This is a genomic window from Apilactobacillus apinorum (assembly GCF_001281175.1).
In the GTDB taxonomy this organism is placed as follows: Bacteria; Bacillota; Bacilli; order Lactobacillales; family Lactobacillaceae; genus Apilactobacillus; species Apilactobacillus apinorum.
The window spans coordinates 1-23,352 of record NZ_KQ440395.1 but is presented as its reverse complement, the minus strand read 5'-3'; the positions used below and the strand labels follow the sequence as shown (position 1 = coordinate 23,352).

Below are 23,352 nucleotides of genomic sequence, written 5' to 3'. Positions count from 1 at the left end.
AAATAGGGCTTTTTTTATATGTTTTTCTTCATTAAAATATCTTTTTGTTTATCAGAGCCAACCGTAAAGACATGTTCTGAAAATGGTTTGAACCCTTTTTCTTCATAAAATTTGATAGCGTTAATGTTATTTTCCCAAACACCTAACCAAATTTCTTTTTTATTTTTCTTGCGACCCTCATCCAGTGCATAGTTCATAAGATGTGTCCCCAATCCACGTCTTTTAAACTCTTTTAAAATATAAATCCTTTCGACTTCTTCAAAATCATTTCCCATTTTTTCAGATTGCGCTTCAGAAAAGTTTATTTTTAAATATCCCGCTAACTGATTGTCTACGAAAATAAATTCAAAATCAGAATTATCATCATTAATCTCTTGAGAAAGTTGTTCCTTACTATAATTAGTTTCATACATCTTTTCTAAATCAGACTTACTATTGAATTCACCGAAAGTGTCATCAAAAGTTTTAATACTAATTTTTTGAAGAGTCTCTACATCTTCTGTTGTTATCTTCTTCATCCTAATTGTCATTATCAAGCTCCCTCTTAATAATCTCTTTTTTTACCGTTTTTGACGTCTTTCCAATCTTTTACAACGTTGTTTTTAACTTTATTCAATAAATTAGTTAATTCTTTAATTTCATCACTATTTAGTCCAATAGTGGCTACTTTACTAGAATAATTATTTTCATTATTAATTATTGGATAAAGCTCTTCACCTTTCTTAGTTACATATAAATGCTGATTCTTATTATTGCTACCATCAGTCTTCTTGATTAATAAACCGTTTTTCACCATATTGTTAATGGCTCTACTACCAGTAGTTTTATCAACGCAAATCAATTCACACAAATCCTTTAAAATAATTCCCGGATTCTCAAATACTCTAGCTAAGTATAAATATTGGCCTTTTGATAACTCATATTGTTTGAATTCAATGTTACTAATCGAATCTAGTGATCTTGCGATACTTCCGATTTCTCTTAAAATATCTTCCATAATCTCTCCTTTTAGTTGCAAATGCAACTATATCACAAATGATTATATTTTAGCAAAAAAAGAGCCCTGATTAGGGCTCTTTTTATTTACATTAACATGAATACATTCGCAACAACGGTTGCGGAAATAATTGCTGAGAAGCTAAGCATCACAGTCATTAATACAAAATTAGGTTTTATCTTGCGATCATACATGTATACAATCGCTAAAAGTGGAATGGTTATCGCAAATATGCACCGAATAATAAACGTATAATCATTCATATCTTTCATCCCTTTATTCAAATTCTACTAAATGTTTGGGTTGCTTACCTTGATAAATACTAATCGCATCTTCTGTCGCGAACTTATCCATATTAGCAACTGCCGCATCTGTGTAAAAACCAATATGTGGTGTAACTAAAACGTTGTCCATTTGAATTAATTCGTCTAGATTTTCATTGTCATATCCAGATGAGCCTAAATTAATTCCGCTGATTGTTTCTTCACCTTCGAAAACATCAATTCCAGCAGCACCAATTTCACCAACTTTTAACGCTGATAATAGCGCATCGGTATCAACGACTCCACCACGAGATGCATTAATGAAAATCGCATCGTTCTTCATCTTCTTGAAACGATCGTAATTCATAAAATGTTCCATCTCTTTTGTTAGTGGTGTATGCATTGTTACTACATCAGAATTAGCCAATAGGTGATCATAAGTCACATATTCAACGGTATCGTATAAGTCAGTACGTTCAATTGGATCTGCAACTAATACGGTTGCACCTAATGCTCTAAAAATTCTAGCAACCGCACTACCAATGGTCCCGGCACCAATAATTCCAACAGTTAAGTTATGAATTTCTTTGGCTTGAATGCCATCCCAACAAAAATCGTTTTTCAATTGGCGATTATGCACTTCTTTTAAATGACGCAGCAATGCCATCACGTCTGCTAACACTAATTCACTAACTGAACGAGGTGAGTATGCAGGAACGTTGGTAATTTTAATATCTGATTCCTTAGCAGCTTCAAAGTTAATAATTTCAAAACCAGTGGTTCTTAATGAGATTTGTTTAATCCCAAATGATGATAGTTTTTGGTATACAATTTCATCTGGAATCGGACTATGTTGTTGGACAGTAATTGCATCATAGCCATTAGCTAAATCAACTGTGTCCTTTGATAACGGTACATCGACCATATCGATTTGAACGCCATTTTCTTCAGCTAATCGATCAAAATTAGCTTGTTCATATGATTGTGCATTGTACATTAATAACTTCATCTAATTTTCCCCCACAAATTTTTTAATTCGACGAATTGCTTCCTTCAGATTGTCTTCACTAGTAGCATAGCTTAAACGGAAATAACCGCGACCGGCTTTACCAAAAGCACTACCGGGAACACTACCAACTTTTGCTTCAGTAGCTAGACGACGACAAAAGGCAAAATCATCATCGCCAAATCGATTTGGAATTTTAGCAAAGATATAAAAGGCTCCACTTGGTTTAACACTTTCAATCCCTGCTTCTGTTAACCCTTGGTGTAATAAATCACGGCGAATGCGATAAATTTCACGCATTTTAACACCATCATCCCTACCGTTAGTAAAGGCTTCTACAGCCGCAAATTGTGCGTTTGCGGTCAATGCGCTAACCGTATATTCATGAACGGATTTAATTGCTGTAATGATATCAGCAGGGGCATAAATGACCCCGATACGCCATCCAGTCATCGCATGTGACTTGGAAACACCATTATAGACAATTGTTTGTTCTGGTATGTATTTTGCAATTGAAGTATGTTCGTGTTCATAATTTAACTCACTGTAAATTTCATCACTAATACAGAAAACATCATATTTTTTAATTACATCTGACAATGCTTTAATTTCTTCCTCGTTGTATGAAACACCGCTGGGATTGTTAGGTGTATTTAATATGATGGCCTTGGCTTTTGGATGATTTTGAAGTGTTTCATCCAATACTGCTGGCGTTAATACAAACCCGTCTTTAGAGGTATCAATTTCAACTGAGTGAGCGCCAAAGAATTCAACGCAATTAAAGTATGGTGAAAATGCAGGAGTTGGAATAATGACTTCATCGCCTGGGTCTAAGATGGCTGCTAAAGTATCGAAAATAGCTTCAGTCACCCCAACTGTGATAATCACTTCAGAATCAGCATCGTAATGAATATCATACTTTCTGGCAACGAAATCGACAGCTGCCTTTCTTAATTCTTCAATTCCACGTGAGTCTGTGTAGTGGCTTTGATTGTCGTTAATCGCATCAATAGCGGCTTGTTTAATATGTGTTGGAGTGTTGAAATCAGGTTCTCCAATTGTTAATGGTATCAATCCCTCAACATGAGAAATTGAAGCGCCAAAAGATAATATTTGATCCGGTTTGGAATTTTTCATCTTTTGACTAATCTTACCGATTAGCTTGGACATATTAATTACCTCCTTCTTTTATTAGAAAATAATTAGAAAAGTTTAGTTAATAATATTCTACATAGATGGGCAATGTCAAACGAATTATTAATTTAATATTAGAAAAATAAAAAAGGTTTACTACTTATTTGTAGTAAACCTTTTTATTCTGAATATTTAGTTACTTTATTACGAGCATATCTAGAAACGATTTCTGAACCGATAATAATCGCGACACAGGCAATCGTACATAGAATAAACAGCATCCCGTATGAAGTGAAATCAATAATGACTCCACCTACCAAAGGTCCAATCGCTCTTCCAATTGATGAAAATGCATTGGTTAATCCTTGGTATTTTCCTTTGACTGCGACTGGTGTTAATTCATTTACTAGCGCTGGAATCGACGGAATTACCGAAGCTTCACCGATAGTTAGCACTACCATTGATAAAACAAATCCTGGGTAAGTTTTCGTGAAAATCAATGTAAAGAATGATAAGCCAATAAATAAAATCCCAAAGTAAATTTGGAAGTATAAACTATCATGTTTTTGCGCAATCCAATTAATTACCAATTGGAAGATAACTAATAAGAAAGCGTTTAGTGTCCACAATAAGCTATACATTGATAATGGAATTCCAGATCCGGTAATGTAGACCGACATGTTGGATACCCATTGTTCATAGACAATCCAAATGATTGATAATGTGAAAAAGAATGTAGCGATAATTGTTAGATTTGGTTTTGGTAACTTCACCTTGACCGCTTTTTCCTTATCTCGTTTAACAGGGTAAATTGATCCTGGTTTATGGTAAGTTAAAATCGCGCTAATTCCATAAATAATTAAAATAACGGTCGATAACATGAAGACATATCCAATCCCGATTGGATAAATGAAACCAACCGCAATTGTCCCGAATACAACCCCCACGTTTTGCGCTAAGTACAACATGTTAAAAATGAATCGTCCTGATTTTAAATGGACAGTTGTTCCTAACGAATTAATCATTGTTAAGTTCCAACCGGTCGTAAATCCAAATAAAACTAACCCAATTGGGTAAAATGGCCATCCATTAAAAAAGATCAGTCCGGATGAGATTAAGATAGAACCAATAATTCCTAAAATCGTCAAAAAATAACGGTTATGACGGTCGAATAACTTCCCTGAGATATAATTACCCAACACGTTTGAAGACGAGTATAGGAATAGAATTATTCCCACCTCAGTTAAACTCTTCCCCAATGCATCATGCATATATACCGTAGTCAGCGGCCAAACGGTACTAACCGCAATATTATTAATTAACGAACCTAGAAATAACCAATGCAGCTTAATTTCATTCATCAAGTCACCCCCGTATTTTTTACAAAAAAATCCTTAGCTGTGCTAAGGATTTAGTTTTTCTCTAACCTTGATCATCTGGATTGTATGCAATCGATGAAAATTTATTATGCGATTTAATGAAAAGTAATTTCACAGTTCCACGAGGACCTGAACGGTTCTTTTCGATAATTACTTCAACTTCACCAACATCTTCATTTGTTTGTGTTTCTGATGGTTCATCGTCATCATCTTCGCCTTCACGTTCGTAATAATCATCACGGTATAAGAAGGCAACGATATCGGCATCTTGTTCAATTGATCCAGATTCACGAATATCTGATAAAACCGGACGTTTATCTTGTCGTTGTTCCACACCACGAGACAATTGAGATAGCGCAATTACTGGGACACCCAGTTCCTTGGCAATCTTTTTCAATTGACGTGAAATGTATGAAACTTCTTGTTGACGGTTTTCTTGACTTCCACCATCAACCAGTTGCAAATAATCGATAACAATTAACCCAAGGTTATTAGTATCTTTAGCTAAACGACGCGTTTTCGCTCTGATTTCAGAGATTTTAGTTCCGGCAGTATCATCAATGTAAATTTCAGCTTCACCCAAACTACCAGTTGCCACGTATAAATTGTCTAATTCTTCAGGACTCAATTGACCAGTTCTTAAGTGATTGGCATTGATATTTCCTTCGGCACAAAGCATACGACTAACTAATGATTCGGCACTCATTTCCAAACTGAAAATAGCAACCGCCTTACCAGACTTAGTCCCAACGTTTTGCGCTAAGTTAAGGGCAAACGCTGTCTTACCAACGGCTGGACGAGCAGCTAGGATGATTAATTCATCATCATGAAGACCAGTAGTCATCTTATCTAGTGCTGGGAAACCAGTTGATAGACCGGTAATCTCTGACTTTTGTTTTGATAAATCTTCAATGTCTTGCATTGTAACTTGCAAAACATCAAAAATTGATCTGAAGTCTGTACTATTACGATTTTCGGAAACATTTAAAATGGATCGTTCAGCATTATCTAAAACTTCATCAATATTTCCGTCGTTGTTATAACCTTCAGCAACAATATCGCTGGCAGTTTTAATCAAACGTCTTGCAATTGATTTTTCATGAACTGATTTAGCATAGGCTGCGACGTTGGCAGCACTAGGAGTAGTGGTAGCAATTTCGACGATGTATTCAATGTTTCCAGCATCTTCTAGATTGTGTTCACCTTCCAATTGACTACGTAAAGTAGTGGCATCAATTGGGTCACCCTTATCACCCAGCGTTTCCATGGCAGCAAAAATCAATCGATTTTTTTGACTGTAGAAATCTTCAGAGGTAATAAACTCTTGTGATTCAGCTAATCTATCATTATCTAGTAAGACCGCCCCCAAGACCGCCTTTTCTGAAGCTAAATCCTGTGGAGGCAATGAATTACTATTTGTTAAATTGTTATTCATATTACCCCTCGATTTCTTGAAACTTTTTATTGTTCACTAACATGGACGCGCAATGTTGCGGTAACTTCCTTGTGTAGCTTGACTGGTACATTAGTGTAACCCAATGTTCTGATTGGATCACCTAATTCAATCTTTCTTTTATCAATCTTAATGTTATGTTGTTTTTGCATTTCTGAAACGATTTGTTTTGATGAAACTGAACCGAATAGACGACCGTCAGCACCAACTTTAGCAGTTAGTTCAATTACGCATTTGTCATCTTCGATTGTTTTCTTTAAGTCTTTTGCTTCAGCTAGTTCAGCAGCAGCTTCTTTGGCTTCAGCTTTCTTTTCACCATTTAGTTGGCTCATAGCTGAGTTAGTTGCTTCCTTCGCTTTACCTTGTTTAATTAAGAAGTTTTGTGCATATCCGTCTGAAACGTTCTTGATTTCTCCACGTTTACCTTTACCACGAACATCTTCTAAAAATATAACTTTCATTCAAATCACTCCTCTTAATATCTTTACATTATTATAAACTCTCTAGGCGCTTTTTTAAATGAATTAATTGTCTTCTGATTCTTCTGGAGCTTCTTCATTTTTGACTTCATTGATGGAGTCCATTAGCATTGCTACGACTTCTTCAATTGTCTTATCAGCAATTTGAGTGGCACCACTAGATAGATGTCCTCCACCACCTAATTCTTCCATCACTCTTTGTACGTTTACTTCACCATTACTTCTAGCAGAAATTCCGACTAGATCTTCAGGACGGCGAGTAATTACAAATGAAGCGTCGACTCCAGACATGTTTAACATGGAATCAGCTGCTTGAGCAGCGGTAACTGGGTCATAAGTTAAGTCTTGTTCACCAGCTACATACATCATGTTTTCATGACCTTCAATTACTTGAGCCTTAGAGATTAAGTGCATTCTAGCCATGTAACTATCTGGATTTTCACGCATAAATTGTTGCATTTCTTCCGAATCAGCACCAGCTGAACGTAGATATGATGCAGCATCAAAAGTTCTAGTCCCTGTTCTCAATGTAAACTGCTTAGTGTCCACAAAGATACCAGTTAACATCGCAGTTGCTTCTAACTTGCTTACTGGTTGAGCATCTTGTGATTGATATTCAAACATTTCAGTAATCAATTCACATGTTGATGATGCGTATGGTTCGATATATACCAAGACTGGGTTTTCTGGGAATTCTTCACCACGTCTATGGTGGTCAATAATCATGACCTTGTTTTCTAAACGTTCATATAGTTCCTTAGAAACACTCATTGATGGTTTAGAATGGTCGACCATAATTAATAAACTGTTGTCAGTTGCGATTTGAAGGGCTTCTTCTGGTGTAATAATATATTCAGCTAAGGCTTCATCTTCCTTAGTTTTATCGATTAGACGTTGAACATCAGAATGGAAAGTCCCATCAGGAATAACCACATAACACTTTTTATCATTCATTTGTGCTAAACGACGAATCCCTAATCCAGCACCAATAGAATCCATATCAGGTTGACTATGACCTTGAACAAAGATGGTATCAGCTTCCTTGAATAATTCTTGTAAAGCTTGAGAAATCATACGAGCACGGACTCTGGTTCTCTTTTCCATTGGGTTAGTTTTTCCACCATAGAAACGAGCTTCGTGGTCTTTAGCTTTTACCACAACTTGATCCCCACCACGACCTAGCGCTAAGTCTAAATCGCTTTGTGCTTGTTCTGATAAATCATTTAAATTGTCTTCACCATAAGCAATCCCAATACTTAATGTTAATGGGTAATTTTGCTTAGATGTTGATTCACGAATTTGGTCTAAGATGCTAAACTTATCATCTTCGATGTTTTTCAAAATCTTAGAATAGGCCATCATAATGTAGTGATCTTCATCAACTTGTTTGATGAAGAAACCAAATTCTTGGGCCCATTTAGTTAATTCGTTAGTAACATAGTTATTCAAATTAGAAATTTCCTGGTCGGTCATTGATTGAGTAATTTCATCATAGTTATCCAAGAAAACTTGACCAATCGCGATTTTTTCATCGTTATAGTCTTTTTCAATTTGATAATACTTTGTAATATCCATCATATAAATGGTGCGATATTCCTTTTGGACTAACATTGTAAAGTAATGATCATTCCACTTAATGGTTGCATAATCTGGATTATCCCAGTTGTTTTCAACGATAGTGGCTAATTCTTCATTTACTTCTTCAATTGTCTTACCAAGTAAATCTTGGTCACCAAAATAAGGGGTTAAGTATGGGTTGACCCATTCAATAGCTCCTGTTTCACTGATCATTAAGACACCAACTGGCATTTCCAAAAGTGTTTCTTGTTCGCCACGGTGCATACGATATGATAAATCTGAAATATAATTATCGGTACTGACGCTTAGATCATTCATCTTTTTGAAGATATAAGATAGTAATGAACAAACGCACACTAGAAATACGATTCCGGCAGTCAAGTTATATAGGAAGGATACAACCAATCCGAAAATTGACAATACCGTTAAAGCTAACGCAATCCACCTTAAAACATTATTCTTTAAAAATGGTGGGAGGTTAGTTAATGAGAACAATTTCTTCATTGTAACTCCTCTTTTGCTATTTTTTTATATCTATATTTTATCACATTCGGCGACTAATCAAAAAAATGGAATACAATCATTAATTGTATTCCATCTATTCTTGAAATATTATCACATAAAAAAACTAGGACTGAATAGTCAGTCCTAGCCAAAATTTATTTTTAGTCTTCTGAAACGAATGGCATTAAGCCCATGATACGTGCACGTTTGATAGCAAGAGTTAACTTACGTTGGTTCTTAGCACTAGTACCAGTAACACGACGTGGTAAAATCTTACCTCTTTCAGATACGAAACGACTTAATAGGTTAGTATCTTTGTAATCGATGTATTCGATGTGGTTTGCGGCGATGAAGTCAACCTTACGGCGACGACGGCCACCTCTTCTTTGTTGAGCCATTAGAATTTCCCTCCTCTTTTATTTACACATTAAAATGGTAAATCATCATCGGAAATATCAATTTGATCACCTGAATTAGCGAATGGATCCGCTGCATTCCCACCGTTTGATGGTTGTGATTCAAATGGATTGTTATTTCCTGCATTGTTTTGAGGAGCATTGTTGCCCATGTTGTTTCCACCTTGGTTACTTGAACGAGGTTCTAGTAAAGCAAAGTTTTCAACAACAACTTCAGTAACATATACTCTTTGACCTTGTTGATTTTCGTAATTTCTTGTTTGAATACGACCATCAATTCCAACCAAAGAACCCTTGTGGGTGAAGTTAGCAAAGTTTTCAGCGGATTTACGCCAGATAACACAGTTAATAAAATCCGCTTCTCTTTCACCTTGTTGGTTCGTAAAAGAACGATCAACGGCTAAGGTAAAGTTCCCAACGGCAGAACCGCTTGGAGTGTATCGCAAATCAACATCCCGTGTTAATCTACCTGTTAAAGTTGTACGATTAATCATGCTGAAAATTACTCCTCTCTTTTTAAACGTTTAAATTTAAATTATCTTCTTACAGTCATTTGACGTAGAATGTCATCACTGAATTTTGATTGACGGTCAAATTCGTCTAGAGCTGTCTTGTCAGCAGTAGTCAAGTTAACAATGTGGTATACACCTTCATTGAAACCGGCAATTTCGTAAGCTAGGCGACGTTTTGCCCAGTCTTTTGAATCAGCAATCTTAGCACCATTGTCAGTTAGGATTTTGTCGAACTTAGCAACTAAATCGTTCTTAGCTCCTTCTTCCATATCTGGACGAATGATGTAAGTAATTTCATATGTGTGTTCTTCCATGAATTACACCTCCTTGTGGACTTTAGACCCAACCTCTTGGGCTGAGTAAGGAGTACTAGTTATTTATAACAAATACTCACGTTCCATAAGTTTAACATTAAAAACTAAATTATTCAATACAAAAACGGGAATGTTTTTCGCGATACGTTTGTAAATACGCGAAGCATCCCCGTTTCATTTTTTAAAAGTTCTCAATTGTAAATAATTGCGCACCACGAATGGTCATAATGTATCCAGTTCCACTGCCAGTAAACGCTAATCCTTCAAATTCTAAATTAGTGCCAAAGCGAGTGGTTCTAACATCTTTATTCTTTAAGTGGCCTAACTTTCTAACTGGAACAGATGTAATCACACCATCTGAAACCAAGTAAAGACGGTTGTTAGCAGGGTTGTAACTCATCCCTTGAGTTTGTACCCCTGGTCCGTTCGCAATTCCTTGTTTGATAGCTCTAAACTTAGCTGACTTAGCATAAATTTTTCCTTTAAAGATGACGATGCTTCCCGCATGTCTTCTTGATGGACGATACTTGACATAAGTGTATGCATTTCCGTTATTATCAAATGCCAATTCATTATTGATTGAATATGAGTGGCTAAATGTGGTTTTAATTTCTTTAATTGGTGCTAATATGTTCGCACTAACCTACACAAATACTGGATGTCTAGTTACAACATCCATTCTGATGAACCAAAGACGATTAGTTTTAGGGTTTAGTGCTAATGATTGGCCGTGACCAACATTTAAACTAGGACCAAATTTCACCGCTGCCATGATTTGCGGATCACGACGCTTGAGACCATATCTTAACGCAGCCATATTAGTAGTGTTGACGCCTAAACTGTTTAGTTTCCATAAATCATATCTGACAATTCCGCTACTAAATCCGGGATACATTACATATGCATATTGCCCTGATTTAGAAACGGCAACACTTTGCGGATTGGCCATGTCACCGCTGGAATTATATGAAACTGGTAAATAGTAACTAGTTTTAGCATTGCGACGGAAGTTTCCACCGGTAGCTAACATATAATATGGTTGGTTTTGATAGGTGCCACTTTCGTAGTAGCCATTACTGGATCCGTAAGAATACTTAGGGACGATTGCATAGTTTGTGTTGTTCACGAAGTAAGTCGCTGTTCCACCTCTAAGCGCGACCCCTTTTTGCGTATAAGAACGAACCCCCGCATGTGCATCTACGCCGAGTGACAATAGTACTAGTGTTAAACCTAAAAATAAGATAGTTGATAGTTCTCTTCTATAATTCATCTTAAACGTCCTTTCAAAATATCAACTATAATTCTAGCATCGATACCCTGTAACAAATAAAAAAATTAGGTTACATTTTGGTAACTAAAAAGCCATCATTGCAATAATGACAGCTACTTTTTCATCATTTTTTTATAAACAACAAATAGAATATACACAAAGACCATTTGGAGACTAATCGATGGCGCGGTGTATTTATAGAAATTAACTATAAAGATGATTACGCTCCCCAGAGTCCATTTTAAAACTTCTTGATCAATCCAATTTAAACCGACAACCAATAAATAACTTAGGGCAATCGATACAGCAGTATATAGAACAAAACTTTTTGAAATAACGATCCTACTCATGTTTAAAAAGTCATTTTTATCAAACGCAACGGCAGCGAAAATGACCATACTAGTGGTTGCTGAAATAAATAAGACGTTCGCTAAATCCATTTTGCCCCCATGCTCAATGAAGTCATAAATGTCATAGCATAGTGATAATAAAATGACATTTGCAATCGCCACCTTAGTATATTGTAAAAACTCTTTAATCCGTTTTCTGACTTCTGGTGATCGTTGCATTTTTCCTTTGCTCATAGGCTCATCTCCTCAATTATTATCCATTATAAACTAAAAACGGTTAGATTAAATCCAACCGTTTTTTATTCATTGACTAGATGATTTTGTACGTATAAATCATCTTTTTTAATATTTTTAATAAAAGTTGAAACGCTAAATAATGCGTATATGATTAGTAGCACTCCACTGATAATCATAATGTAACTTCCGTCTGAGAAAATATCGAATAACCAGGTGTACACCAATGTACCAAATGGCATAATTGCGAAACCAACCGTGTAAAGTGTTGAACTAACCCGACCGAGGATGTGATGTTCAACCGTACTTTGAAGGCGAATTTCAATTGCCAAATCAAAAATGGCGAATGATAATTCCATCATTAATGATAGTAACATTCCAATCACTGAAACAATCATTTGGTTATTGGTTAGGAAGAATAAGACTCCTAATCCCGATAAACTGACTCCGACTAGGATTAATGTCGTGATAATCTTAGTTGCGAAATGGCGTTGTTCCTTTAATTGACTAGTAATCAAACTACCTAATAAATAACCAATTGAATAACCAGTTTCAGTCCAAATTACGACTGAATTAGGTAGTCCCAGTTGATTGACGATAATAAATGGACTTCCAGTTACCACCGCAGTATAGAAAAAGTTAACCACGATTTCAGCGATAATACTGTCACGAATAAACGGGCGCTTTTTAACATAATCAATCGTTTGCTTGAACTGTTCTTTTTGTGAAAGGCGTTCTTTTTGTTCGTTTTCAACACGATTGAAATGGAGAGTCATCATAATTGCCATTGCGATGATGGTGGCTAAAATTTCTAAGCCAATTAATCCTTCCACACTAATTAAAGCGTATAAAGTAATTCCTAAGACCGGCGATAAAATTCTAGACGCGGATGCAACAGCGGTCGTTAACGACGTTAGTTTGGCGACATCCGATAACTTCACTAATTGACGAATCGATGCAGAATAGGCCGTATTTCTTAAGTTCACTAGGATGGAATCTACCGCGATAAAGATTGCCACTGGAATCAATAACGCTGTTCCCGAGAAGAATGGCAATGCCAATGCAAGTAAGGCAAATCCAATCACTCTTAATAAATACCCCCAAAAGATGATCCGTTTGTGATTATGGGTATCAACGAAATTACCAATTGGAATAAAAGTCAGCAAACTAATCAGTGGTCCTACCGCAATATTCATCCCGAAACTAAGTGGCGAATGGGTTGCATGAAGGAGCATAAAACTAATCCCATATTGAAAAATTCCATAACTAAAAGCACCTAATCCATTACTGGTAAGAGACTTAATCATTTGAAGATTGGATTCGCTTTGTGTCATCTTCTTGTTTTCCATTTAATCACCACCATTTCTAGTTTTTTGCATTAGAATTAAATTATAAATCAGTTATATTTCAATTACAAACTATTTCCTTTTTTTATTTTAAGCATACAAAAAAGCCACCCAACATAAGTTGAATGGCTTTTAATTTAATTCTAATTATTCTTGATCATCGTTTGATTCAGTTTCAGTTGGTTCTGCTGGAGTAGAAACTTCTGTTTCTTCTTCATCAGATTCCTCTTCCTTTTGCACTCTGGCAACAGTAGAAACTCTAGAATCTTCATCAATCTTGATTAAGTGAACCCCAAGGGTTGCACGTCCAGTTTGTGAAACGTCAGAAATACTAAATCTGATCATGACACCCTTGTCAGTAACTAACATGATGTCTTCATCACCGGCAACAGTAGTTAATCCAGCTAATGGACCGTTCTTTTCAGTCACGTTAACTGTCTTAATACCTTTACCACCACGACCCTTGATTTGGTATTCTTCAGCTGGTGTTTGCTTACCATAACCATTTTCAGAAATTACAAAGACGTTATCATTTGGATTTAAGACATCCCCACCAACAACGTAGTCATTATCTCTTAGACGGATACCACGCACACCGGTTGCTGAACGTCCCATTGAACGAACGTCTGCGACCTTGAAGCTGACACAGTAACCCAAGTGAGTTCCAATAATGATGTTTTGGTCTTCGGATACAGTTGAAACACGCATTAGTTCATCTTCATCCTTAAGGTGAATTGCCTTTAGACCATTACTTCTAATGTTTTGGAATTCTTCAACAGGGGTTCTCTTTACGGTACCCTTTAGGGTTGTAAAGAATAGGTACTTACCATCGTTGTTTTCATTTTCATCAATGGTAATCACTGCTTGGATCTTTTCGTCAGTATCAATGCCTAGTAGATTGATAATTGGAATTCCCTTCGCAGCACGACCGTATTCTGGAATTTCATAACCCTTCATACGATATACCTTACCTAGGTTAGTAAAGAATAGTAGTGAATGGTGGGTAGTAGTTCCTAATAGTTGTTCGATGAAGTCATCATCATGAACACCCATTCCTTGGACTCCACGACCACCACGGTTTTGACTCTTGAATTCAGAAGTAGCTGTACGCTTGATGTATCCATTATGAGTTAAGGTAATCATAATGTCTTCTTCAGCGATTAAGTCTTCATCTTCAATACTTAGGACTTCACCAACACGTAGTTCGGTTTGTCTTTCATCACCGTATTTTTCTTGAATTTCTAGTAATTCTTGGTAGATTAATTCGTTAATCTTATAACGACTTGATAGGATTTCTTTTAAGCGACCGATTTCTTCTAATAGTTCGGCATGTTCGCTAACAATCTTATCGCGTTCCAAACCAGTTAAACGAACTAAACGCATGTCCAAGATAGCTTGAGCTTGTTTGTCACTTAGGTCAAATTCACTCATTAATTGGTCTTTGGCGATGACTGAAGTTTGTGATTCACGAATAATGGTAATCACACGATCGATATTATCTAAGGCCACGATCAAACCGGCTAAGATGTGAGCACGGTTTTCAGCTTTAGCTAATTCGTATTCAGTACGACGTTTAATAACGTTAACTTGGTGTTCTAGATATTCGTTTAAGATTTCCTTCAAGCTTAAAATCTTAGGAGTTCCATCAACGATGGCTAACATGTTAAAGCTAAAACTAGTTTGCATTAAAGTTAGCTTGTATAGGTTGTTTAAAACAACTTGTGCTGATGCATCACGACGAACATCAATCACGATTCTCATACCATCACGGTCAGATTCATCATTGATATCGGAAATTCCTTCTAGTCGTTTATCACGAACTAAGTTAGCGATGTGTTCGATCAACTTAGCCTTGTTAACCATGTATGGAATTTCAGTAGCGATAATACGTTGTTTACCACTCTTTTGTTCTTCGATTTCAGTTTTGGCACGAAGCACGATGCTTCCCTTACCAGATTCGTAAGCTCTTCTGATTCCAGACTTACCTAACACAACTCCCCCAGTTGGGAAATCAGGTCCAGGTAAAACTTCCATTAAATCAGCAGTAGTTGCTTCAGGGTTATTCATTAACACATGAATAGCAGAAATAACTTCGCTTAAGTTGTGTGGTGGAATGTTAGTAGCCATCCCAACGGCAATTCCAGAAGCACCATTAACTAATAAGTTAGGGAAACGAGATGGTAGTACTTCAGGTTCTCTTTCACTTCCATCAAAGTTATCTTGGAAATCAACAGTATCTTTATTGATATCTCTTAGCATTTCCATCCCAATTTTACTTAGTTTTGCTTCGGTATAACGCATTGCGGCTGCGCCATCACCATCGACAGAACCAAAGTTACCGTGTCCGTTAACTAATGGATATCTGTAACTAAAGGTTTGAGCCATTCTAACCATTGAACCATAAACGGCAGCATCCCCATGGGGGTGATACTTACCTAGGGTATCCCCTACGATTCTGGCAGACTTACGGAATGGTTTGTCCGGAGTAAGTCCTAGTTCACGCATATCATATAAAATTCTTCTGTGAACTGGTTTCATTCCGTCTCGAACATCAGGAAGGGCACGTGCCACGATAACACTCATGGCATAGTCCAAGAATGATGTTTTCATTTTTTCAGACAAGTCAACATTTTCAATACGATGGCTTGATAGGTCTTCATTATTGGCCAATGTTTTTACCTCCAATTCATGGTCACTACATTAAAATGTTTCATGTGAAACATTTGTCGTTAAATATCCAAGTTTTCAACAAATGTTGCGTTTTCTTCGATGAACTTACGACGTGGTTCTACCTTGTTACCCATTAGCATGTCAAAGATTTCTGAAGCTTTCGCTGCATCTTTGGCTTCAACACGTTGTAGACGACGGTTATCAGGATTCATAGTTGTTTCCCAAAGTTGTTCCGCATCCATTTCACCAAGCCCTTTGTAACGAGAGATACTTGGTTTAGGTGAAGCAGGTAGTTGTGCTTTCCATTGTTCTAGTTCTTCATCATTTGCGATATATCTAATCATCTTACCTTGTTGTAAACGATACAAAGGTGGTTGAGCGATGTATACATATCCCGCATCAATCAATGGACGCATGTAGTTGTAAATCAATGTCAATAATAGTGTTTGAATATGAGCACCATCGACATCGGCATCGGTCATAATGATTAATTTGTGGTAATGCACTTTTTCAATATCAAAGTCATTACCGAAACCAGTTCCCATGGCAGTAAACATTGATCTGATTTCTTCATTGGCTAGGATTTTATCCATAGTTGCCTTTTGAACATTCAAAATCTTACCTCTAATTGGCAAGATGGCTTGGGTCAAACGAGAACGACCTTGCTTTGCAGATCCTCCCGCGGAGTCCCCTTCGACGATGAATAGTTCTGAAATTTCAGGATCACGACTAGTATTGTTAGCCAATTTACCTGGTAGGTTGGAAATTTCCAATCCTGATTTCTTTCTAGTAACTTCACGAGCACGTTTAGCAGCGGCTCTAACACGAGAAGCTAATGCCCCTTTTTCGACGATTTGTTTACCCAAGGTTGGGTTTTCAAATAAGAACTTAGAGAAATGTTCTGAGAAAATGTGGTCAGTAGCAGCTCTGGCGTCTGAGTTACCTAACTTAGTTTTAGTTTGACCTTCAAATTGAGGGTCTGGATGCTTAACTGAAATAACGGCAGTTAGTCCTTCACGAACATCTGGACCAGTTAAGTTTTCATCTTTTTCTTTTAGTAGGTTGTTCTTACGAGCGTAATCGTTAATCACACGAGTTAATGCACGCTTGAAACCTTCTTCGTGAGTTCCACCTTCGATGGTGTGAATGTTGTTGGTGAATGTTCTCATTTCACTGTGGTAATCATCAGTGTATTGAAGAGCAACTTCAACTGAAATATCGTTTTCCATACCTTCAACGTAGATTGGTTCTTCAAAAAGTGGTTGCTTGTCTTTGTCGATGTATTCAACATAGTGCTTAATTCCACCTTCATACAAGAATTCTTCGTATGTAGGTTCTTCTTGACGATTATCACGAAGAGAAATCTTTAGTCCTTTATTTAAAAAGGCAAGTTCTCTAATTCTTTCAGTCAAAGTTTTGATGTTGTAAGTAGTAGTTTCTGTAAAAATATCTGGATCTGGAACAAAGTGGACCTTAGTTCCGTGATTATCTGGATCATCGTCACCAACGAATTTCATTTCAGAAGCAACGTGTCCACGCTTGAAGTCCATGTAGTACTTCTTACCATCACGGGTAACAGTAACGTCTAGTTCTGTTGATAAGGCATTAACTACTGAGGCACCCACCCCATGTAGACCCCCAGAAACTTTGTATCCGCCACCACCGAATTTACCTCCGGCATGCAAGACAGTGAAGACAGTTTCTAGGGCTGGCTTACCTGTTTTCTTTTGGATATCAGTTGGAATCCCACGTCCATTATCGACAATGGTAATACTGTTATCTTTTTCAACAGTTACGTGAATGGTATCGGCGAAACCAGCTAAGGCTTCATCAATCCCGTTATCAATAATTTCCCATACTAAATGGTGGAGACCTTGGACACTAGTTGATCCAATGTACATCCCTGGACGCTTACGAACAGCTTCTAGACCTTCTAGAACTTGAATTTGGCTGGCATTATACTCGTCAGCTTTTTTTCTTTGTTCTTCTTTTTCTTTATCAGTCAACTTTATTCCTCCCTTAAGTCAGACTATTCTTCCGATTCGACTTGCCCGCTTGAAATATTGAAGATTTTAGGGTCCTCAATTAAGTCACGAGCAATGCCGCTTAGACTGGTAGTCGTCAAAAACGTTTGCACTTTATTTTGAATTGATTTTAATAAATGGGTTTGGCGATTATCATCTAGTTCAGATAAAACATCATCCAATAAAAGGACCGGATACTCATTGGTCTCTTCTTTCATCAAATCAATTTCAGCTAATTTTACTGAAAGTGCTGATGTTCTTTGTTGGCCTTGTGAGCCAAACGTGGAAACATCTTTCCCGTTAATAATAAATTGTAAATCATCTCGATGTGGGCCGTATAACGTACTTCCCTGGCGAATTTCTTTTTGCTTATTTTCAGCAAATAAATCCGTTAACGCCTGGTAAATATCGTCTACGCTAGATTGATCCTTTTTCTTCAATGCACATACATATTTAAATTTCAGTACTTCTTTATCCTGAGAAATTCCAGCGTGGATATTAGCAGCCCATCCCTGTAACTTTTCAAGCAATTCTAAACGTTGAAAAATGATTTTCGCTCCATATGCGGCTAATTGATCAGACAATACATCTAAGTACAATTCGTCTTTCGCTTCTTTCATCTGGAGCTGTTTTAAATAATTATTGCGTTGTTTTAGAATTTTGCGATACTGAGCATTATTGTATAAATATTGATTACTCATTTGACCGAATTCCATATCCATAAAGCGACGTCTTATCGTTGGTGCGCCCTTTACGATTGATAGGTCTTCTGGGGCGAATAAAATCACGTTCAATTCACCCACATATGAAGATAGCTTGGCTTGTTCAAGATGATTAACTTTAGCTTTTTTACCCTTTTTTCCCAAATCAATTTCTAATTTGGTCGTGCCAAGTTCCTTTTCAATTTCGCCGTATACTTGTGCAGATTCACTCTGCCAATTAATCAAGTCACGATTATTACTAGTTCGATGACTCCTGGTTAAAGCTAATACGTAGATTGCTTCTAACATGTTAGTTTTACCTTGAGCATTGTTCCCTAATAAGACGTTAATCGAAGGTGAAAAGGTCACTTCTACATCGCTATAATTACGAAAGTGTCGTAATTTTAGTTCTTTTAAATTCATAACTAACGCCTACTTTTTGCGAATAAAAAACAAACCAACATCAATTACTTCAACGTTGTCACCGTCGTATAATTTCTTACCACGACGATCTTCAGGTTCGTCATTTAGCTTCACTGCATGATCTTTTAAATACCACTTCGCTTGGCCACCAGAAGAAACGACATCTTCTTCTTTTAACAACTGTCCTAAAGTAATATATTCGGTATCGATGAAAACATTCTTTTTCAAAACTTCACCCACCTTTACTTATGTATTATTATACCCTTTTAGCGGGCAAAAGTATAGTTTACAAGCTAATTTTTGCCTTTCTCAGCAATTCTAAATTTAACTAGACTAGTTCATTTAAATTACGTCAAAATCGCTAAAATCTATCAAAATTGACTTTATAAGCAAAATAAACCCCTTAGATTTCCATCTAAGAGGTTTATTTATTATAAATATTTAATTTCTTTAGGTGTGTGAGTAAATGGTTCGCATCCATCTTCAGTTACATAGACACAATCTTCGATTCGAACCCCAGCAAAACCGGGAACATAAATTCCTGGTTCGATTGAGAAACACATCCCTGGTTTGATTTCCATCTTGTTGCCTTCCATGATTGATGGGAATTCGTGTTCTGACATTCCCATTCCATGACCCAAGCGGTGAATGAAGTACTTACCGTAACCAGCTTTATCGATAATGTCACGTGCTACTTTATCAATTTGTTCAGCAGTAACACCTGGTTTAACGAATTCCATTGCAGCTAATTGAGCTTCTAAACAAACGTCGTAAATGTCTTTTTGTTTATCGTCTAATTTACCAACGGCAATAGTACGAGATGCATCTGAAATATAACCATCATGAACAGTTCCTAAATCAAATAGCACCATTTCGTTGTTTTGGATCAAGTTATCGCTTGTTGCACCATGTGGTTCAGCGGCATGCGCACCGGCTTGAACTAAGGTGTCAAAACTCATTTCCATAACACCCTTTTGTTTTAGTGCATATTCTAATTCAGCTACAACTGATTTTTCTGATTTACCAGCTTTAATTGCTGCAAATCCTTTTTCAAATGCGAAGTCGGCTTCTTTACCAGCTTCTTTTAATTTTTCAATTTCATCTTCTGATTTGATTAAACGCATTGTGTTTAAGAAATCGGTAATGTCAGTTTCGAATTTCATGTTTCCTAACTCTGCGTGTAAGTTTTCTAGTCGCGCAACTGTCAAACTTTCTTTTTCAAGTCCAGCGGCCTTAGGATTATCAACTCGTTGTTTTACGTGAGCTGCAATCTTTTGCCATGGATTTTCATGGTCTAAATATCCATAGACATCATATGGAAAACCAGTATCTTTAATTGCTTCTACTTCCAATGCTGGAGCAAACATAAACGGTTCCTTTTCAGGGAACACAATTAAAGCTAGCACTCTTTCCACCGGATCACTGTAGAATCCAGTTAAATATTGAATCGTCTTTGGATCACTTAAATACGTGAAATCTAATCCATTATTGTAAGTCCAATCCTGGATTGACTTTATCTTAGACATGTAAATCCCTCCTCTTTTAATATATCTTAGCTCAAATCTGTAAAAATTAAAATAAAAATTAGATTTTAAATTAAAAAAACACGCCACTTTATTAGATAAGGGACGTGTTTTATGAGAAACATTATTAGAAAGTACGAACTGGTGTAATCAATTCGATGAAGTTTTCAGCATCTTCTGATGGAACTAATGTAAATGGACGTAATGAAGTTGTGAATGACACATTAATCATTGAGTGACCAAATGCACGTAGCGCATCCTTCATGTAATCAGGGTTAAATGAAATTTCTAAATCATTACCTGATAATTCTTTGCTTTCAACGTCTTCTTCAACATTACCAACGTCTGGTGAGTTACCGGAAATAGTAACCTTTTTGTCATCAGTCTTAATGCTTAGTTTAACAACGTTGTTTCTTGATTCATGTGATAGAAGAGAAGCTCTTTCAATAGCGCCTAGTAATTCGTAAGCTTCAAATTGAACTTGAGTTTCTGATTCATTTGGAATCAAACGAGAAGTATCTGGGTAAGTTCCTTCTAGTAAACGTGAGTAGAAGTATGTGTCACCAATTGTAAATAGCACTTGGTTGTCAGTGATCTTCATTTTTACGTTTTCGGTTTCGTCTGAAATCATTTTTGATAATTCAGATAAACTGCTACCAGGAATGATAACATCGTATTCACCTTGGTTATCAGGTAAAGCCACTTTACGTTGACTTAGACGATGAGAGTCTGTAGCGACAGCAAATAAAGTACCATCTTTTAACACAAAGTGAACCCCAGTAAGAATGGGACGACTTTCTTGAGTTGAAACCGCAATAACTGTTTGGTTAATGATTTCCTTGAAGACATCACCTGAAAGTGAGATTTCATTATCGTTATCAATTTCTGGTAAGTGTGGGTAATCTGCAGCATCTAAACCATTAATAGTAAATGATGATGTTCCAGAAGTGATTTCAGTTTGGAAACCATTAGTAACAGAAAGTGTCATTGTATCGTTAGGTAATTTTTTAACGATTCCACTGAAGAATCTAGCAGGTAAAACAATTGAACCTGGTTCTTCAATGATTAGTTGGTTGTCAGCATCATTTTTATCAATCACTGTTTCAATTGAAATATCAGCATTGCTTCCAGTTAGGATTAAAGCATCATTTGAAACTGTTAGTTTTAATCCAGTAAGAATTGGAATAGTAGTTTTAGATGAAATTGCTCTAGAAACCATATTAATTCCTTGAATGAAAGCTGATCTCTTGATTGAAAATTTCATTATTCATATCTCCCCGTGAGTGTATTTATATAAATTTAATATATATAGTTATATAAAGCAGTAGTAGAACCTGTGTATTCTGTGGAAAAGTTAACTCATATAAAGCGTATCAAAGTTTTTCACATGTGGATAACCTGTGGATAACTTTATCATTTTTCCACATTAAGAATACTATCTTTCGATGGTTTCTTTCAATTCATCTACTTGATTTTTTAGTGTTGAGTCAGATTTTATTGCATCAGCAATTTTATCGTAAGCATGAATTACAGTGGTATGATCCTTACCACCAAACGCAGTTCCAATCTTAGGAAGAGAACTGTTAGTCATAGTTCGGCAAAGATACATTGCAATTTGTCGTGGTGTGACAATCGTCTTAACTCGTTTTTTCCCTTTTAAATCATCAGTTGAAACATTAAAGTAAGTCGATACTGATTTAATGATTTGTTCAACTGTAACTTCGGGTTTTGAATCACCCTTATTTAATCCGCGAAGCGCTTCAGACACTAAATCTGTAGTAATTGGAACTTGTTTGAATCTAGCAAATGCTTGTACTCTCGATAAAGCACCTTCTAGTTCACGAACGTTAGAATCAATTTGACCAGCTATGTAGGTAAGCGTATCTGTTGGGACCTTAATCATGTCAGCTTCAGACTTCGTACGTAGGATTGCAATTCTAGTTTCCAAATCTGGTGGAGTAATATCTACTGATAATCCCCAGGCGAAACGAGAAACCAATCTATCTTGGAGCTTGGAAATTTCCGATGGTAGTCGATCTGAAGTTAAGACAATTTGCTTTTGATTATCATATAAAGCATTAAATGTATGGAAGAACTCTTCTTGAGTGGCATCCTTATCAGCAAAGAATTGAATATCATCAACTAATAAAACATCAACGTTTCGATATTCAGCTCTAAAGTTTTCCGTTTGGTGATTTTGAATAGCGTTAATGAAGTCATTGGTAAATGATTCAGAAGTAACGTATTTAATATCAGCTTGAGGATCTTGCTCTAGAATTTTATTCCCGATAGCGTGCATCAAGTGGGTCTTTCCTAATCCAACGCCTCCATATAAAAGAAGCGGATTATACATTTTACCTGGATCTTCCGAAGCAACCAAGGCAGCTGCATGAGCTAGTTGGTTACCCTTTCCAATAACGAAGGATTCAAATGTATAGTTTGGATTTAAAGGGGAACTACGCAAAAGTTCATCAACATGATTATTTTGCGTTGATTCATCAGCGTTATTTTCATTAGTAGAATTTCGAAGTTCTCCTTCTAAAATGAAATTAGGAACGATATCTTTCTTAGTGATTTGATATGCATATTCTACAAGCGAATCAGAAAGTTTATCTTTCCAGTAATCACGATGGAGAGGAGATGGAAGTTCTAATGTTAACTTATTATCAACTAAGCTAATTGGATTAACTGTTTCAATCCATGTTGAATAGGTAGTTGGCGAAACATCTTTTTCAAATGCTTCACTGATTGCTTCCCATAATGAGTCTTTATCCAT

The 23,352-nt window shown here is 36.4% G+C and carries 23 protein-coding genes; all 23 read right to left on the bottom strand.

Annotation, left to right across the window (positions count from 1 at the left end):
• Positions 1-14: 14 nt before the first annotated feature.
• Positions 15-530, bottom strand: a complete 516-nt coding sequence (locus RZ74_RS00110; RefSeq protein WP_053949434.1) for a GNAT family N-acetyltransferase — start codon at positions 528-530, stop codon at positions 15-17.
• 14 nt (positions 531-544) lie between these two features.
• The gene (locus RZ74_RS00105; RefSeq protein WP_053949433.1) at positions 545-997 is read right to left on the bottom strand and encodes a MarR family winged helix-turn-helix transcriptional regulator; all 453 of its coding nucleotides are present in this window, start codon (positions 995-997) and stop codon (positions 545-547) included.
• Positions 998-1,083: 86 nt separating this feature from the next.
• Positions 1,084-1,260, bottom strand: coding sequence for a hypothetical protein (locus tag RZ74_RS06930; RefSeq protein WP_187291381.1), 177 nt, complete (start codon positions 1,258-1,260; stop codon positions 1,084-1,086).
• A gap of 13 nt (positions 1,261-1,273) precedes the next feature.
• Entirely contained in the window at positions 1,274-2,269 is a 996-nt protein-coding gene (locus tag RZ74_RS00100; RefSeq protein ID WP_053949432.1) for a D-2-hydroxyacid dehydrogenase, read from the bottom strand.
• On the bottom strand, positions 2,270-3,436 hold the full coding sequence (locus RZ74_RS00095) for an aminotransferase class I/II-fold pyridoxal phosphate-dependent enzyme (RefSeq protein WP_053949431.1): 1,167 nt from the start codon (positions 3,434-3,436) through the stop codon (positions 2,270-2,272).
• A gap of 143 nt (positions 3,437-3,579) precedes the next feature.
• Positions 3,580-4,761 carry an MDR family MFS transporter gene (locus RZ74_RS00090; protein WP_053949430.1) on the bottom strand — a complete coding sequence of 394 codons (1,182 nt, stop codon included), beginning with the start codon at positions 4,759-4,761 and terminating at the stop codon, positions 3,580-3,582.
• 61 nt (positions 4,762-4,822) lie between these two features.
• On the bottom strand, positions 4,823-6,214 hold the full coding sequence (gene dnaB, locus RZ74_RS00085) for a replicative DNA helicase (RefSeq protein WP_053949429.1): 1,392 nt from the start codon (positions 6,212-6,214) through the stop codon (positions 4,823-4,825).
• 26 nt (positions 6,215-6,240) lie between these two features.
• Positions 6,241-6,693 (bottom strand): 50S ribosomal protein L9, encoded by a 453-nt coding sequence (rplI, locus tag RZ74_RS00080; protein ID WP_053949428.1) that lies wholly within the window; start codon positions 6,691-6,693, stop codon positions 6,241-6,243.
• 63 nt (positions 6,694-6,756) lie between these two features.
• Positions 6,757-8,793, bottom strand: coding sequence for a DHH family phosphoesterase (locus tag RZ74_RS00075; RefSeq protein ID WP_083437108.1), 2,037 nt, complete (start codon positions 8,791-8,793; stop codon positions 6,757-6,759).
• A gap of 161 nt (positions 8,794-8,954) precedes the next feature.
• Positions 8,955-9,191: a 30S ribosomal protein S18 gene (gene rpsR, locus RZ74_RS00070; RefSeq protein ID WP_034530639.1), complete on the bottom strand. Its 237-nt coding sequence runs from the start codon at positions 9,189-9,191 to the stop codon at positions 8,955-8,957.
• A gap of 29 nt (positions 9,192-9,220) precedes the next feature.
• Entirely contained in the window at positions 9,221-9,703 is a 483-nt protein-coding gene (gene ssb, locus RZ74_RS00065) for a single-stranded DNA-binding protein (protein WP_053949427.1), read from the bottom strand.
• A gap of 41 nt (positions 9,704-9,744) precedes the next feature.
• Entirely contained in the window at positions 9,745-10,035 is a 291-nt protein-coding gene (rpsF, locus tag RZ74_RS00060) for a 30S ribosomal protein S6 (RefSeq protein ID WP_053949426.1), read from the bottom strand.
• Positions 10,036-10,216: 181 nt separating this feature from the next.
• Entirely contained in the window at positions 10,217-10,603 is a 387-nt protein-coding gene (locus RZ74_RS00055) for a hypothetical protein (protein WP_053949425.1), read from the bottom strand.
• Positions 10,604-10,678: 75 nt separating this feature from the next.
• Positions 10,679-11,305 (bottom strand): hypothetical protein, encoded by a 627-nt coding sequence (locus RZ74_RS00050; protein WP_053949424.1) that lies wholly within the window; start codon positions 11,303-11,305, stop codon positions 10,679-10,681.
• Positions 11,306-11,418: 113 nt separating this feature from the next.
• Entirely contained in the window at positions 11,419-11,889 is a 471-nt protein-coding gene (locus RZ74_RS00045; RefSeq protein ID WP_053949423.1) for a hypothetical protein, read from the bottom strand.
• A 65-nt stretch (positions 11,890-11,954) separates the two neighbouring features.
• Positions 11,955-13,238, bottom strand: coding sequence for an MFS transporter (locus RZ74_RS00040; protein WP_053949422.1), 1,284 nt, complete (start codon positions 13,236-13,238; stop codon positions 11,955-11,957).
• Between the two features lie 144 nt (positions 13,239-13,382).
• A complete protein-coding gene (gene gyrA / locus RZ74_RS00035; protein WP_237756915.1) occupies positions 13,383-15,845 on the bottom strand; it encodes a DNA gyrase subunit A in 2,463 nt (820 codons plus the stop codon).
• A gap of 119 nt (positions 15,846-15,964) precedes the next feature.
• Complete coding sequence (gene gyrB / locus RZ74_RS00030) at positions 15,965-17,911, bottom strand: DNA topoisomerase (ATP-hydrolyzing) subunit B (RefSeq protein WP_053949420.1); 1,947 nt, start codon at positions 17,909-17,911, stop codon at positions 15,965-15,967.
• Between the two features lie 23 nt (positions 17,912-17,934).
• A complete protein-coding gene (recF, locus tag RZ74_RS00025) occupies positions 17,935-19,053 on the bottom strand; it encodes a DNA replication/repair protein RecF (RefSeq protein ID WP_053949419.1) in 1,119 nt (372 codons plus the stop codon).
• A gap of 9 nt (positions 19,054-19,062) precedes the next feature.
• Positions 19,063-19,281 carry a S4 domain-containing protein YaaA gene (yaaA, locus tag RZ74_RS00020; RefSeq protein WP_187155851.1) on the bottom strand — a complete coding sequence of 73 codons (219 nt, stop codon included), beginning with the start codon at positions 19,279-19,281 and terminating at the stop codon, positions 19,063-19,065.
• Positions 19,282-19,484: 203 nt separating this feature from the next.
• Positions 19,485-20,579 carry a M24 family metallopeptidase gene (locus tag RZ74_RS00015; RefSeq protein ID WP_053949418.1) on the bottom strand — a complete coding sequence of 365 codons (1,095 nt, stop codon included), beginning with the start codon at positions 20,577-20,579 and terminating at the stop codon, positions 19,485-19,487.
• 124 nt (positions 20,580-20,703) lie between these two features.
• Complete coding sequence (dnaN, locus tag RZ74_RS00010; RefSeq protein ID WP_053949417.1) at positions 20,704-21,840, bottom strand: DNA polymerase III subunit beta; 1,137 nt, start codon at positions 21,838-21,840, stop codon at positions 20,704-20,706.
• A gap of 171 nt (positions 21,841-22,011) precedes the next feature.
• The gene (dnaA, locus tag RZ74_RS00005; RefSeq protein WP_053949416.1) at positions 22,012-23,352 is read right to left on the bottom strand and encodes a chromosomal replication initiator protein DnaA; all 1,341 of its coding nucleotides are present in this window, start codon (positions 23,350-23,352) and stop codon (positions 22,012-22,014) included.

Coding starts and splice junctions, on each gene's coding strand:
- RZ74_RS00075 (WP_083437108.1), bottom strand. CDS start 8,793: ATGAAGAAATTGTTCTCATTAACTAACCTCCCACCATTTTTAAAGAAT.
- recF (WP_053949419.1), bottom strand. CDS start 19,053: ATGAATTTAAAAGAACTAAAATTACGACACTTTCGTAATTATAGCGAT.
- dnaB (WP_053949429.1), bottom strand. CDS start 6,214: ATGAATAACAATTTAACAAATAGTAATTCATTGCCTCCACAGGATTTA.
- RZ74_RS00100 (WP_053949432.1), bottom strand. CDS start 2,269: ATGAAGTTATTAATGTACAATGCACAATCATATGAACAAGCTAATTTT.
- RZ74_RS00090 (WP_053949430.1), bottom strand. CDS start 4,761: ATGAATGAAATTAAGCTGCATTGGTTATTTCTAGGTTCGTTAATTAAT.
- RZ74_RS00095 (WP_053949431.1), bottom strand. CDS start 3,436: ATGTCCAAGCTAATCGGTAAGATTAGTCAAAAGATGAAAAATTCCAAA.
- dnaA (WP_053949416.1), bottom strand. CDS start 23,352: ATGGATAAAGACTCATTATGGGAAGCAATCAGTGAAGCATTTGAAAAA.
- RZ74_RS00105 (WP_053949433.1), bottom strand. CDS start 997: ATGGAAGATATTTTAAGAGAAATCGGAAGTATCGCAAGATCACTAGAT.
- dnaN (WP_053949417.1), bottom strand. CDS start 21,840: ATGAAATTTTCAATCAAGAGATCAGCTTTCATTCAAGGAATTAATATG.
- RZ74_RS00110 (WP_053949434.1), bottom strand. CDS start 530: ATGACAATTAGGATGAAGAAGATAACAACAGAAGATGTAGAGACTCTT.
- RZ74_RS00015 (WP_053949418.1), bottom strand. CDS start 20,579: ATGTCTAAGATAAAGTCAATCCAGGATTGGACTTACAATAATGGATTA.
- rpsR (WP_034530639.1), bottom strand. CDS start 9,191: ATGGCTCAACAAAGAAGAGGTGGCCGTCGTCGCCGTAAGGTTGACTTC.
- RZ74_RS06930 (WP_187291381.1), bottom strand. CDS start 1,260: ATGAATGATTATACGTTTATTATTCGGTGCATATTTGCGATAACCATT.
- rpsF (WP_053949426.1), bottom strand. CDS start 10,035: ATGGAAGAACACACATATGAAATTACTTACATCATTCGTCCAGATATG.
- RZ74_RS00040 (WP_053949422.1), bottom strand. CDS start 13,238: ATGGAAAACAAGAAGATGACACAAAGCGAATCCAATCTTCAAATGATT.
- RZ74_RS00050 (WP_053949424.1), bottom strand. CDS start 11,305: ATGAATTATAGAAGAGAACTATCAACTATCTTATTTTTAGGTTTAACA.
- gyrA (WP_237756915.1), bottom strand. CDS start 15,845: ATGAAAACATCATTCTTGGACTATGCCATGAGTGTTATCGTGGCACGT.
- ssb (WP_053949427.1), bottom strand. CDS start 9,703: ATGATTAATCGTACAACTTTAACAGGTAGATTAACACGGGATGTTGAT.
- rplI (WP_053949428.1), bottom strand. CDS start 6,693: ATGAAAGTTATATTTTTAGAAGATGTTCGTGGTAAAGGTAAACGTGGA.
- RZ74_RS00045 (WP_053949423.1), bottom strand. CDS start 11,889: ATGAGCAAAGGAAAAATGCAACGATCACCAGAAGTCAGAAAACGGATT.